Here is a 14,976-nt window from a genome sequence, read left to right on the forward strand (position 1 = left end):
AAAATTCCCTACTGTTAAATATTTCCCTACACTCTTAATTCAGTTTAAAAATAATATCCTGCGCTTCTAACTCTGCTAACAACTTCGTAGTTATATTTATTTTCTGCTTACGGCTCGCTAAATCTACTTTTATCTGTTCTGCCATTTCATAAACCTCGAACTTTAAAGGGTGTTTGCCCTCTATTTCATCAGAAGTAAGCGTTCGCTTTAAGCTGTGTACATCTTCTTCTTTAAGCGTATCTATATTCAGTTTTATAGTTAGTTTTTTAGCATATTGTTCCATCACATCTTGTAGCAACATAAAGCTATTAAACTGCAATCTAGGGTCTCCTTTTTTACCTGTATCTTTATTTGTCCACCCCTCTCTAATGTATACTTTTAAATACACAAAAGAGCTTATCATTAAAAAGTGACGAAATTTTAGGTACTCTTCTCCAAAAATTCTAAACTCATAGGAGTCCGTATAATCTTCCATAGAGAACATTGCCCATCCTTTTCCGTTTTTAGAAACTCTATGTTGCACGTCTGTAATTACACCTGCTATAGACAGTTCTTTATTTACAAATTGCTCCATATTATGTATTGCAGCAATTCCTGAGTTACAAAACGATTTTATTTCCGATTTAAAATCATCTAAGGGGTGACCAGAAATATAAATACCTACAACTTCTTTCTCTTTTCTAAGTTTTTCCATTGTGCCCCACTCCTCACAAGGTGGCACAATAGGTTCTGGAATTTGTACATCACTAGCCTCTCCAAATAAACTTACTTGAGACGAGTTCTGACTTTCTTGAAACTTAGAGCCATACCTCATCACCTTTTCTAAAAACGTAATTCCGTCTCCTTCATCATGAATATATTGTGCTCTGTGTGCATCTCCAAAAGAATCAAAACCACCAGCATAGGTTAGGTTTTCAAAGGCTCTTTTGTTTGCCGCACGCAAGTCTATTCGTTTTGCTAAATCAAAAACCGATTTATAGGGACCCTCTTCTTTTCTATTTTCTACTATTGTTTCTACTGCACCACGACCAACACCTTTTACCGCTCCCATACCAAAACGTACAGCTCCGGCATCATTCACCGCAAATTTGTAGTAAGATTCGTTTACATCTGGGCCCAAAACCTCTAAGCCCATACGCTTACATTCTTCCATAAAAAAGGTAACCGTTTTAATATCGTTCATGTTATTAGACAGTACTGCAGCCATATATTCTGCTGGGTAATGCGCTTTACAATATGCTGTTTGGTACGCAATCCAAGCGTAACATGTAGAGTGAGACTTGTTAAAGGCGTAAGCTGCAAAGGCTTCCCAATCTTTCCAGATCTTCTCTAATTTATCTACTGCATGTCCTTTTGCTGAAGCCTGTTCTATAAACTTAGGCTTCATCTTATCTAGAACGTGCTTTTGTTTTTTACCCATTGCCTTACGCAAAACATCGGCTTCACCCTTTGTAAAGTCGGCCAACTTTTGCGATAAAAGCATCACCTGCTCTTGGTACACCGTAATACCATAGGTTTCTGCTAAATACTCTTCTGTAGCATCTAAATCGTAAATAATTTCTTCGGTACCATGTTTACGGGCAATAAAACTAGGTATGTATTCCATTGGCCCAGGACGGTACAAGGCATTCATAGCAATTAAATCTGCGAACACTGTTGGTTTTAGCGATCGCATGTGTTTTTGCATCCCCGGAGATTCATACTGGAAAACCCCTACTGTTTCTCCTCTTTGGAAAAGTTCGTACGTTTTTACATCATCTAACGGAAAATTCTCTGGGTCTAACTCTACACCGTGTTTTGCTTTTACAATTTTAACGGTGTCTTTAATTAAGGTTAATGTTTTTAACCCCAAGAAATCCATTTTTAATAAGCCCGCATCTTCTACAACAGAGTTATCAAACTGGGTACAATACATTTCAGAGTCCTTTGCCAAAGCAACAGGAACGAATTTGGTAATATCATCTGGCGTAATAATTACACCACAGGCGTGTATCCCTGTATTACGTACAGACCCTTCTAAAATATAAGCTTGATTTAAGGTTTCGGACTCTAAATCGTCACCTTCAGAAATTTGTATAAGCTCATGTATTTTGGCAAGCTCTTCACTATTAAATTTAGTTTTTAGGATTTTCTCATCAATCCCTATAATTTTTTTAAGCTTAGACATGTTCGGTATAAGCTTTGCCATACGGTCTGCATCACCCAACGGTAAATCTAAAGCACGTGCTGTATCTCTAATTGAAGATTTAGCGGCCATAGTACCGTAGGTAATAATCTGTGCTACTTGGTTGGCGCCATACTTATTAATTACATAGTCCATAACACGGCCACGACCTTCATCATCAAAATCGATATCAATATCTGGCATAGATACACGATCTGGATTTAAGAAACGCTCAAAAAGTAAATCGTACTTAATAGGATCCAAATTGGTAATCCACAAACAATAAGCAACCGCAGAACCCGCAGCAGAACCCCGCCCTGGTCCTACAGATACATCCATTGCTCTGGCAGCCCTAATAAAATCTTCAACAATTAGGAAATACCCTGGATAACCCGTTTTTTCAATTACCTGAAGCTCAAAATCTAAACGTTCATCAATCTCTGGTGTAATTTCACCATATCTCTTTTTAGCACCTTCATATGTTAAGTGCCTTAAAAATTTATTCTCACCTCGCTTACCATTATCAACCTTATCTTCCTCAAAAACAAATTCTTCTGGAATATCAAAAGCAGGTAACAGTACATCCCGCGCAAGCGTAAACGTTTCTATTTTATCTACAACCTCTTGTATGTTTGTTATGGCTTCTGGAATATCTTTAAAAAGCTCCTTCATTTCATCAGGAGACTTAAAGTAATATTCTTGATTTGGTAAACCATAACGGTAACCACGACCACGACCTATTGGCGTAGCTTGTTTTTCACCATCTTTTACACACAGTAATATATCATGTGCATGTGCATTTTCTTTATCTACGTAATAGGTGTTATTGGTTGCCACCAACTTAACACTATGTTTTTTAGCAAACTGAAGCAACACTTGGTTTACACGATCTTCATCTTCCTGACCGTGACGCATAATCTCTATATACAGATCCTCACCAAATTGCTCTTTCCACCAAAGTAAGGCTTCTTCTGCTTGTTTTTCACCTACGTTAAGCACTAAGTTTGGCACCTCACCATACAAGTTACCTGTAAGCACTATAATATCTTCTTTGTACTGCTCTATTACCTTTTTATCTATACGCGGCACATAATACTTACCATCTACAAAGGCAATAGAAGACATTTTTGCTAGGTTGTGGTATCCGTTTTTATTTTTTGCAAACAGTACTACTTGGTAACCATTATCTTTCTGAGACTTATTTGTATGATCCTCACACACCTGAAACTCGCACCCAATTATTGGTGTTATTTCTTGCTCAGGAACAAATTCATGTAAAGGTTCTTCCCCTTCTTCTAAACGGTTTTCCTTAGTAGCCTCAAAACGTATTTCATTAGCATCATTACGAGATTTTACACCTTTATTATGATTAAGAACACCGTTAACAAAATGGAAAGCTCCCATCATGTTCGCATGATCTGTCATTGCAACAGCTGGCATATTATATTTTACTGCCGCTTGTATTAAAGCAGGAATACTAATGGTAGATTGCAATATAGAAAACTGCGTATGGTTGTGTAAATGCGAAAACTGAGCCGACTCTAAGGTCGCTAAATTTTCTTTTATTTCTTCTTTACTAACGCCACCAGTATCTTTGGCCCAAAGTGCATCTGCTATTTTTTTAGAAGCCTTTTTTAGGTTGATGTGTTTTAAACCAATAAGTTTAATTGGCTGAGGATTTACCTCTGAGAAATTTTTAAAATAATCTGCCTGAACATCTAACTGCTCTACAGTATATTGTTGCTTACGTACAAGCTCTAAAAAACAACGCGTAGTTGCCTCTACATCGGCAGTTGCGTTGTGCGCTTCTCCAAAAGGTTCTCCAAATAAAAATTGATGCAATTCTGTTAGTGTTGGCAACTTAAATTTACCACCACGACCACCAGGAATCTGACATAGAGTTGCAGTATGCTCTGTACACGTATCTAAAACAGGCAGCTCTTGTAATTGGTTTTCTACTTGAAGACGATGAAACTCGGCTCCCATTATGTTAAGGTCAAACCCAACATTTTGTCCAACTACAAATTTTGTTTTCCCTAATGCCTCATTAAATTTTTCTAAAACCTCTGCTAATGGTATTCCGTCTTGTTCTGCCAAAGCAGTAGAAATACCGTGAATTTTTTCAGCATCATACGGAATGTTAAATCCGTCTGGTTTTACTAAATAATCTTGATGCTCTATAACATTACCCATATCATCATGCAATTGCCATGCAATCTGTATACACCTAGGCCAGTTGTCAGTATCCGTAAAAGGAACATCCCAACGCTTAGGTAATCCGGTAGTTTCAGTATCAAAAATTAAGTACATAGTGTATTGTTTGTAGTCTTAAAAAAGCAGTGTATAAAAATACCAAAAACTTATTGCTTTTTAAAGGCTTTTAAAGAAGAGTTATCAACGGAAAAACAAAGCCACCAAACACTATAAAAAACAAAAAAACCAAAGAAGCGGGCTTCTTTGGTTTTTTTATAATTTTATAAAGACTTGCCACACAAAGTAGCATTGTTTTTTATTTTTTATTTGCAGTAGTAATATACTTCTGTAATGCCATTGTCATAGATGGCGTTTCTGGCGTTGGCGCAAGAATATCTATACGTAAACCTGCCTCTGTAGCAGCATTTACTGTTGTGTTTCCGTACACAGCAATTCTAGTGTCATTCTGTTCAAAGTTTGGAAAGTTCTTTAATAAAGACTCTATCCCAGACGGACTAAAGAAAACAAGTATATCATAATACACATCTCTTAAGTCAGATAAATCACTAATGACAGTTTTATAAAAAATTGCTCTTTTCCAGTCTAAACCAAGACTATCTAAAGTTTCAGGTACTATTGGCTTTAAAACATCCGAAGAAGGTAAAAGAAACTTTTCTGTTTTATACTTTTTTAATAAAGGAATTAAATCTGCAAACATTCTTTTACCAACATATATTTTACGCTTACGGTAAACTACATATTTCTGAAGATAGTAAGCTACTGCCTCTGATTGGCAAAAGTACTTCATAGAATCTGGCACTTTAAAACGCATTTCTTCTGCTATTCTAAAAAAGTGATCTACAGAATTTCTACTTGTAAGTACTATCGCTGTAAAATTGTTTAGATCTATTTTTTGCTGACGCACTGTTTTTGCATCAACTCCCTCTACATGTATAAACGGTCTAAAATCTACTTTTAACTTCTCCTTTTCAATAAGTCTTGAATAGGGAGAGTTCTCCATTTTAGGTTCTGGTTGAGAAACCAAAATCGTTTTTATCTTCATAGACATCAATATTTTAGGTAACTACCTATTATCACAAAAGGTGAAATTTCGAGTGCGCAAAGGTACAAAATAAAATAGAAAAAATTGATTGTAATAAATTTTCGATGAATTCTTAGTAGATTAACCCATCCTATGCACAGTACAACGAGAAACAAAACCAGCGCCAAATAAGCAACTAGCTCAGAATCTGGCGTAATATATGTAAGAAAAATATTAGCTATAAATAGTACTAAACCACTATAATTCTGATAAGAAATCTTATTGAAAACGATATGAACAATAGCCGTTTCTGCATTAAAAATAAAACCATTTACAAACTGTAACAATAACTTTACAATAACAAATAAGCTTATAATTCCGAAAACAAAAAGGTAATCTATAGGTGTAAGTGTATCTCCTAGTTTAAAAATGGTTAGCACGTAATAAAGAAATAACGCTACGTTTAACCACAGAAAAACACCCCATAGCACATTAAACCAGTTAAATAAGATATGCTTTTTACTGTGTAAAAAAATGTATTTGTTATTAAATGGTAATACTACAAAATTTACAAACTTATTGTAAAAAAAAGTTTTACTTAAAACCAATACAAAAAGACTAACCACAAATATGGCTGTTATCCAATCTACATCGTTAAAAACCCTAGCAATAGATTCCATTCTTCTTTTATATACGTATAAGCGGTGCAAAACTACAAATTAATACTTAGACCAACTTTATTAATTAATACGTGTTAAACCATAAAAAAGATGCAATACTATTGTAAATAAATCATAAAACGCTTTTTAGGTTTTACCAGTAAAATTTAAATAGTACTTTTGTGCATTCAATACTAAAAAAAGAATGACAGATAGCTTAGTTATAATTCCTACTTTTAATGAGATAGAAAATATAGAAGCTATTATTAATGCTGTTTTTGCATTAGAAAAAGAATTTCATGTTCTTATTGTAGACGACAACTCACCAGACGGTACTTCACAAAAAGTAGTAGAGTTACAAGAGCAATTTCCTGAAAAATTATTTTTAGAAGTACGTAAAGAAAAGGCTGGCTTAGGTACAGCATACATTCACGGTTTTAAATGGGCAATTGCTAAAAAATACAACTATATTTTTGAAATGGATGCAGATTTTTCTCATCCTCCTAAAGATTTAATCAACCTATACAACGCCTGTGTTAATGGCGCAGATTTATCTATTGGCTCTAGATATGTAAAGGGAATTAATGTAGTAAATTGGCCCCTGTTTAGAATATTACTTTCGTACGGAGCATCGTTCTACGTAAAAATGATAACAGGCATGCATGTAGATGACCCAACAGCTGGTTTTATTTGCTACAAAAGAAAAGTATTAGAAAACCTTAGTTTAGATACGGTTCGTTTTATAGGCTATGCTTTTCAAATAGAAATGAAATTTAGAGCCCATCTAAAAGGTTTTAAGATAAAAGAAGTTCCTATTGTTTTTACAGACAGGGTTCGCGGAAAATCTAAAATGAGTTCTTCAATTATTGGCGAAGCAGTTTTTGGAGTGATAAAAATGAAATACATAAGCTTGTTTCAAAAAAACAAATTTTAAAATGAAAAAGACACTAATAAAAAACGCTAAAGTTGTAAACGAAGGTACAATTACGATGTTCGACATATTGTTGAACGGTAATTATATTGAAAAAATAAGTAGTTCTATTAGTGATGATACCGCTACGGTTATAGATGCAAAGGGTAATTATGTATTGCCTGGCATCATAGATGACCAAGTGCATTTTAGAGAACCCGGCCTTACGCATAAAGGCACTATTGCCACTGAAAGTAGAGCGGCAGTTGCTGGTGGTGTTACTACGTTTATGGAGCAACCAAACACAAATCCGCAGACAACAACAATAGAAAAATTAGAAGAAAAATTTGCGGTTGCTAAAGACAGTTCTTATGCTAATTATTCATTTTTATTTGGCGGTACTAATGACAACTTAGAGGAACTAAAAAAGCTAGACAAAAATGCATGTTCTGGTGTTAAACTATTTTTAGGTTCTTCTACCGGAAATATGTTAGTAGACAATGAGGAGGTTATAGAAAAGATTTTTAGAAATACAGAAATGGTAATATCTACACATTGTGAAGATGAAACTACCATACGCCATAATATGGCTATCTACCAAGAAAAATTTGGAGACGACATCCCTATAGAGTACCACCCAATTATTAGAAGTACAGAGGCGTGTTACCTCTCTTCTTCTAAAGCAATTGCCTTGGCTAAAAAAACAGATGCTAGATTACACGTTTTTCATTTATCTACAGGTAAAGAAACGAGTCTTTTTAGAAACGATATTCCGTTAAAAGATAAAAAAATTACAGCAGAGGTTTGTGTACATCACCTATGGTTTTCTGATGAAGATTACAAAGAAAAAGGAACACTTATAAAGTGGAATCCTGCGGTTAAAACTGCTGAAGACAGATCTATGCTTTGGGATGCTCTTTTAGACGACCGCATAGATGTTATTGCTACAGACCATGCACCACATACTTTTGAAGAAAAAGATAACGTTTACACTAAAGCCCCATCTGGCGGACCATTAGTACAACACGTTTTACCTGCTATGTTAGAAAAAGTTTTAGATGGCACCATTACTATAGAACGTATGGTAGAAAAAATGTGTCACAACCCAGCTATCTTATTTCAGATTGAAAAAAGAGGCTATATAAAAGAAGGCTATTTTGCAGATTTAGTTATCGTTGACACAAACAACGCTTGGCAAGTGAGCAAGTCCAACATTTTATACAAATGTGGATGGTCTCCTTTTGAAGGGAATACGTTTTCATCTAAAATTTCTCATACATTTGTAAATGGTCATTTGGCATATGCAAATGGTGAAGTTTCAGAAAAAAGAAACGCACACAGATTAACGTTTAATAGATAGTTAAACAACTTACGCATCAATACATAAGAAAATGAAAAGAATTTTTGGTTTATTTTTAGTGATTGCTACTATGGCTTCTTGTGCAGAAAAAACTATAGAAGAGCCAGAGAATCTTATTCCCGAATCTAAAATGGTTGCTATTTTGTATGATTTAGCTATTATAAATGCCGCTAAACAAACAAATTCAAATGTACTCGTAGAAAACAACGTAAGAACAATGCCGTATCTTTTTACTAAATATAAAATAGATAGCGTACAATTTGCGGACAGTAACATTTACTATGCTGCTGACCCAATTGCTTACGAAGCTCTTTATAAAGAGGTACAAACCAAATTAGATACTATTAAAACACAGTTTGAACGCAAAAATCTATTTAAAGCAGATAGCATTGCCATAAGCAAAGAAAAAAAGAAACCTAAAACTACTCCTTTAAAAGAACCTCAGAAGTAAACTTTAAAACACTATCTATATCTGTAAAAGTAAAAGCTAGTGCTGTAGTAACTTTAGTATTATCATAAATATCCTGACTTTTTAATCCGTTTACCTGCATTTTAGAAAGTTTTCTTCCCCTTCTAGTAATTAAGTGTACCAGCCAATCTAATCTATAAAAAATATGTAGTTGCCATATTTTAAGTTCTTTGTGTGGTGCAGGCTTTCCTAAAAACCCAGCTATTTTACCCAACACCTCTTTAAAGGTTCTATTTTTAGCAACAACAATATAGCGTTCATTTTTTAGGGCAGAATTCATTAATCCAACACAAATGTCTACTACATCGTTAACACCTACAAAGCCACTACCATTTGGCGGATAATAGGCTAAACCACCTGCTGTTTTACTAAAAAACTGACCACTCCCAGAGTCCCAATAACCTGGGCCTAAAATAACACCTGGATTTACAATAACAGCATCTAAACCCTCTTGCGTACCGCGCCAAACTTCCATTTCTGCAGCATACTTGGTAAGCGCATACACATTTACATTTACATCATTCCACTCCGTTTCTTCTGTCACATTTGGCGAGGCTTCATTTTTGCCCATTGTTGCTATAGAACTTATATATGCCAGTTTTTTTATATTAAAAGCCAGACATAGATTTACAATATTAGCCGTGCCATTGGTATTTATTCGCCTTAACTTAAAATAATCATTAGGATCAAAAGAAATTAATGCTGCACAATGGTATACGTGTGTAACTCCAATAAAAGCAAGTTCTAAAGAAGGTACATCTGTTATATCTGCAACAAACCAGTTTATTTTTGCATACAACTCATCTGCATTATCTACATAATAAGAAAAAACTTTTTTAACCTGTTTTAAGTCGCTTGTCTGCCTATGTATAGCCGTCACAACTTCTTCTTTTTTTAGTAGCTGCAATAAAAGATGTGCACCTACTAAACCTGTGCCTCCTGTTACCAATATCATAATTCAAATTTAGGAATTTAATTTACCATAGACTACTGCCTAAGCTCTCTATTTCTTTTATATTTGCATCTACTATTACAAAATTGAAATACAATGGCTTCTAATTTTATCGCAGAATTAAAATGGAGAGGGATGATACACGATGTCATGCCCGACACAGAAGAACACTTACTAGAACAAATGCGTGCTGCATATGTGGGTATAGACCCTACTGCAGACTCCTTACATATTGGCCACTTGGTTAGTGTAATGATGTTGCGTCATTTTCAACTAGCAGGTCACAAACCTTATGCGCTTATTGGTGGTGCAACCGGAATGATTGGAGATCCTTCTGGAAAATCTGCAGAGCGTAATTTGTTAGATGAAAAAACACTTAGACACAACCAAAATGCTATAAAAAATCAATTATCTCGTTTTTTAGACTTTAATAGTGATGCAGAAAATGCAGCTATTTTAGTTAACAATTACGATTGGATGAAAGATTTCTCTTTTCTAGATTTTATACGTGATGTAGGTAAACATATTACCGTTAATTATATGATGGCTAAAGATTCTGTAAAAAAACGTTTAACTTCTGAAGCCAAAGAAGGAATGTCTTTTACAGAGTTTACATACCAGTTGGTGCAAGGGTACGATTTTTACCACTTGTTTAAAGAACACAACTGTACATTACAAATGGGTGGTAGTGACCAATGGGGAAACATTACGACCGGTACAGAGATGATACGTAGAATTGGTAGTGGCAAAGGCTACGCACTTACTTGCCCATTAATTACAAAAGCAGATGGCACTAAATTTGGTAAAACTGAAGGCGGTAACATTTGGCTAGATGCGGAACGCACTTCTCCTTATAAATTTTACCAATACTGGCTAAATACATCTGATGAGGATGCTGAAAAGTTTATTAAAATCTTTACTTTTTTAACTAAAGAAGAGATAGACACTTTAATTACAGAGCATAAAGAAGCACCACATATGCGTGCTTTACAGAAAAAATTAGCTGAAGAGATTACAATAAGTGTACACTCTAAAGAAGATTTAGACAACGCCATAAAAGCGAGTAATATCTTATTTGGAAAATCTACTTCTGATGATTTAAAAACCCTAGACGAAAAAACATTTTTAGATGTTTTTGAAGGTGTACCACAAGCAGAAGTTACTGCTGCAGATATTGAAGAAGGTTTAGATATGATTGGTGCATTAGCAGCTAAAACTCAGTTTTTAGATTCTAATGGAGCTGCACGTAGAGAACTAAAACAAAATGCTATTTCTGTAAACAAAGAAAAAGTAAAAGAAGATTATATTATTACTAGTAAAGACTTAATTAATAACAAGTTTGTTTTACTACAACGTGGTAAAAAGAACTATTTTGTATTGGTTGTAAATTAAAGTTATACCTAAGAAAATATCGCAAGCGTCATTCTACTCATTATTAGGATGACGTTTTTTTATACTTAAAAAGCACACTTTAACTCAAAATTAACAACACAAAATTACCGCTTGGTATAATATTAGCGTTCAAGGATAAAAACATTACTACTATGAAAATTATGAACTCTAAATTTTATTACCTACTACTCTTTGTTTCACTATTTGTAACCTCTTGTAATTCTGATGATGACAATAAAACAGACAACCAAGAAGTTCCCGAATACGTAACAGAAACGAAAGCAAGCCTCACCGGAGAATGGCGACTTGTAAGCAGTAAAATTGACGAAAAAAACGTTTCTTCAGCCGATTTTGAATGTTTAAAAAATTCATTAGCCGAATTTAAAGATGACAACACCTATAAATTAAACTTTAAAAAAAGAGGTTCTAGTACATCTACACTGTGTACCGAAACAAGCTCACAATCTGGAACCTATACTGTTACTGCTTTAAATAATGTAACTTTTTTTAACTCTACTTCAGAAATTGAATTAATAGACGATACTTTAAAAATTACAACTGTTATTACTGGGGCTGATTCTAAAACCCAAACTCAGGTTGATGTTTTTGTAAGATCTGACAATGATGAATTTGAAGAACCTAAAACTGCTGAAGAACCTAATGACGTAGAAGTAACCGAAGATGAAACCACAGACAACACTAGTACTTATGATGGCTCTGCTGTTGTAGCTAAACTTTTAGGAAAATGGAAAATAGATGGCGCATCTGATGATTGCCTACAAAAAAACACTATTGAGTTTACATCTGGTTCTATTTTAGAATTTATACAACACCAGAAAAACTTTACTAGAAATGACTTATTAAAAAACAATGCAAATGTTAGCTACCCAATGCCAAAACAATTTAAAATTGTAGTAAACTCGGGCAGACACAATGTAACTTTTGACACAGAAGCAGATTGCAAGTTTATTAAAAAGAGTACTGTAGAATATACTGTCACAGATGAAAAAACTGTGCTATTTAAAAACAGTCCTAACGTTAAAATTTTAGTAGAGGACGATTCTACCATAAAGCTTAACTACGAGTACACTGATAAAGACGCTAACAAACAAACCATTGAGTTTACGTATATAAAAATATAATTCTAGTTTTATTAAAACTAATATAACGATCTAAAGGCTGGTTTTTACCAGCCTTTTTTATGCGCTAAATTTAGGTTTGCTATCACTTTTAACATTATTATTCGTCCTAAATTAAAGCAATAAATTCTACCATCACAAAGCACACCTCAACTACTCTAGAACCTCATAAATAGAAGCCGTTAAACCATACACTCCTTTACAGACCAAACAGATACTTGGAATATATTATTATGGAATTATAAATAATGTTAACTTTAGTGCATTAAACAAATTACAGATACTGACCTAGTCTAGAAATCATCAGAAAGAACCAAAAGAAAATGAAAAAAAATCTACTTTTAAGCGTAAGCATTCTGCTTTGCTCGTTATCAGTCTTTGCTCAAGAAAATAACACATCAACCCTAACCATTAAAGAAATTATGCAGGGTGATGCTTTTATTGGCCACTTGCCTTCTAGTCCAAAATGGTCATCAGATAGTAAAAACATTTATTTTAACTGGAATACGGAAAATGCTTTTAGCGACTCTTTATATGTGTACAACCTTAATAACACAAAGACTAACAAAGTAGATTTTGAAGAAGAATACAACCTACCTTCTTCACCTACTTTTAATTCTAAACGAACAAAAAAAGTATACGAAAAAAGAGGTGATCTTTTTTTAGTTGATATCACCACCAACAAAACCATACAAATTACCCAAACTGAAGATCGCGAAAGGAACGCCAAATTTATAGAAAACAACGGCAAAATAGCATATCAGAAAGGGCAAGATATTTTTACTTGGGATATAGCAACAGGAGCAACTACTCAAATTACAAACTTTACAGATAAAAAAGATAGGGAAGAACGTTTAAGCGACAAAGATGAGTGGCTACGCAACGACCAACTTGCATTGTTTGATGTTTTAAGAGAACGCAAAGCCAAAGAAGATGCACGTAAAAAACAGATGGATCGCTACAAAGAAAAAGAGTTATTTTCTATATATACAGACGGCAAATCTATAAGTGGACAAAGCATTAGTACAGATGGCAATTATGTAACTTATATCGCTGCTAAATATGCAAGCAACAAGCGCACTACAATGCCACACTTTGTAACAGAGTCTGGCTATGTAGAAAACCAGAATACTCGTTCTAAAGTTGGCGATACACCAAGTACTTACGAGCTTCACATTTTTGATATAAAAAACAAGAAAACATACCCAGTTGCCTTAGACAATTTAACGGGTTTAGATTATATTCCAGAATACACTAAAGACTACCCAGATAAAGAGTATAAAAACGAAAATAGAATTGGTTACATTGCTGGTCCTATTTGGAGTGCAGATGGTAAAAAAGCAGTTTTAGATATTAGTGCAAATGATTATAAAGACCGTTGGATAGTTCTTTTAAATCTTGCTGATGGCACTGTTACAAACTTAGATCACCAACACGATAAAGCTTGGATTGCTGGCCCAGGAATTGGCTGGGGTAATTTAGGTTGGATGCCAGATGACAATAGTATTTGGTATCAGTCTGAAAAAACAGGGTATTCTCATTTGTACACTACTAATGTTTTATCTAAAAAAACAAAAGCACTTACTTCTGGTAATTTTGAAATTTACGAACCAACTCTCTCTATAGATAAAAAACGTTGGTATTTTACAGCAAATAAAAATCATCCTGGAGACAGACAATTTTACACAATGGCCTTAAATGGCGGCAAATTAAACCAATTAACTACAATGGTTGGCAACAACGAGGTTACGCTATCTCCAGACGAGCGCCAAATGGCTATTTTACACTCGTACAGCAATAAACCAACAGAATTGTACGTACAGTCTAATCCCGTAAAGAACAGAGCTAAAACTGTTGCAAAACAAATTACAAATTCACTTACAGATAACTTTAAAAAGTACAGCTGGAAAGATCCTGAGGTTATTACTTTTAAAGCCGAGGACGGAGCAGATGTATACGCAAGATTATATCAACCTAAAGCAGCAACAAAAAACAAAGCTGCTGTAATTTTTGTACACGGTGCTGGTTATTTACAAAATGCTCACAAATGGTGGAGTTCTTACAATAGAGAATATATGTTTCATAACATACTCGTAGATAATGGCTATACTGTGTTAGATATAGATTATAGAGGTAGTGCTGGTTATGGTAGCGAGTGGCGTACCGGAATTTACAGACATATGGGGGGCAAAGATTTATCTGACCAAGTTGACGGCGCAAAGTTATTAGTAGAAAATTATGGTATAGACCAAAATAAAGTTGGAATCTACGGTGGTTCTTACGGCGGATTTATAACATTAATGGGGATGTTTAATGCTCCCGATACTTTTAAAGCTGGTGCTGCAATACGCTCTGTGGGCGATTGGGCGGCATACAACCACGGCTATACTGCTCGTATTTTAAATACTCCAGTTACAGACAGCATTGCTTACAGAAAAAGTTCTCCAATTTATTTTGCAGATGGTTTAAAAGGCGATTTACTAATTCTACACGGTATGGTAGATGACAATGTGCATTTTCAAGATATGGTACGTTTATCTCAGCGTTTAATAGAGTTAGAAAAAAAGAATTGGGAAATGGCTGTGTACCCTGTAGAGCGTCACGGTTTTGTAGAACCTAGTAGTTGGACAGATGAATACACGCGTATTTTCAATTTATTTAACGAAAGCCTATTAGACATTAGAACAAAAGAATAA

General features: G+C 34.4%; 10 protein-coding genes. 6 read left to right on the forward strand and 4 right to left on the reverse strand.

What is annotated here, in order from left to right; genetic code table 11:
- Positions 1-34 precede the first annotated feature (34 nt).
- The 3 genes from dnaE to M4I21_RS12875 all read right to left on the reverse strand — a co-directional run bounded on the left by dnaE (position 35) and on the right by M4I21_RS12875 (position 6,079).
- Complete coding sequence (dnaE, locus tag M4I21_RS12865; protein WP_249559583.1) at positions 35-4,474, reverse strand: DNA polymerase III subunit alpha; 4,440 nt, start codon at positions 4,472-4,474, stop codon at positions 35-37.
- Between the two features lie 199 nt (positions 4,475-4,673).
- On the reverse strand, positions 4,674-5,420 hold the full coding sequence (locus M4I21_RS12870) for a uroporphyrinogen-III synthase (protein WP_249559584.1): 747 nt from the start codon (positions 5,418-5,420) through the stop codon (positions 4,674-4,676).
- A 5-nt stretch (positions 5,421-5,425) separates the two neighbouring features.
- Positions 5,426-6,079, reverse strand: a complete 654-nt coding sequence (locus M4I21_RS12875; RefSeq protein ID WP_249559585.1) for a DUF4271 domain-containing protein — start codon at positions 6,077-6,079, stop codon at positions 5,426-5,428.
- Between the two features lie 184 nt (positions 6,080-6,263).
- Here M4I21_RS12875 and M4I21_RS12880 point away from each other — a divergent pair, with 184 nt between their 5' ends.
- From M4I21_RS12880 to M4I21_RS12890, 3 genes are read left to right on the forward strand one after another with little or no spacing between them, the layout of a single operon-like run.
- The gene (locus tag M4I21_RS12880) at positions 6,264-6,992 is read left to right on the forward strand and encodes a polyprenol monophosphomannose synthase (RefSeq protein ID WP_249559586.1); all 729 of its coding nucleotides are present in this window, start codon (positions 6,264-6,266) and stop codon (positions 6,990-6,992) included.
- A gap of 1 nt (position 6,993) precedes the next feature.
- Entirely contained in the window at positions 6,994-8,328 is a 1,335-nt protein-coding gene (locus tag M4I21_RS12885; RefSeq protein ID WP_249559587.1) for a dihydroorotase, read from the forward strand.
- A 31-nt stretch (positions 8,329-8,359) separates the two neighbouring features.
- Positions 8,360-8,779, forward strand: coding sequence for a DUF4296 domain-containing protein (locus M4I21_RS12890; protein ID WP_249559588.1), 420 nt, complete (start codon positions 8,360-8,362; stop codon positions 8,777-8,779).
- On the opposite strand, the gene M4I21_RS12895 is transcribed toward M4I21_RS12890, so the two are convergent.
- A complete protein-coding gene (locus M4I21_RS12895) occupies positions 8,751-9,752 on the reverse strand; it encodes an NAD-dependent epimerase/dehydratase family protein (protein ID WP_249559589.1) in 1,002 nt (333 codons plus the stop codon). The two genes, M4I21_RS12890 and M4I21_RS12895, sit on opposite strands and share 29 nt — an antisense overlap.
- Positions 9,753-9,845: 93 nt before the next feature.
- Between M4I21_RS12895 and tyrS the strand changes: the two genes are divergently transcribed.
- The 3 genes from tyrS to M4I21_RS12910 all read left to right on the forward strand — a co-directional run bounded on the left by tyrS (position 9,846) and on the right by M4I21_RS12910 (position 14,976).
- Entirely contained in the window at positions 9,846-11,141 is a 1,296-nt protein-coding gene (gene tyrS, locus M4I21_RS12900) for a tyrosine--tRNA ligase (RefSeq protein WP_249559590.1), read from the forward strand.
- A gap of 152 nt (positions 11,142-11,293) precedes the next feature.
- Complete coding sequence (locus M4I21_RS12905; protein WP_249559591.1) at positions 11,294-12,283, forward strand: lipocalin family protein; 990 nt, start codon at positions 11,294-11,296, stop codon at positions 12,281-12,283.
- Between the two features lie 320 nt (positions 12,284-12,603).
- Positions 12,604-14,976, forward strand: a complete 2,373-nt coding sequence (locus M4I21_RS12910; protein WP_249559592.1) for a S9 family peptidase — start codon at positions 12,604-12,606, stop codon at positions 14,974-14,976.

The organism is Cellulophaga sp. 20_2_10 (genome assembly GCF_023476645.1).
GTDB lineage: Bacteria > Bacteroidota > Bacteroidia > Flavobacteriales > Flavobacteriaceae > Cellulophaga.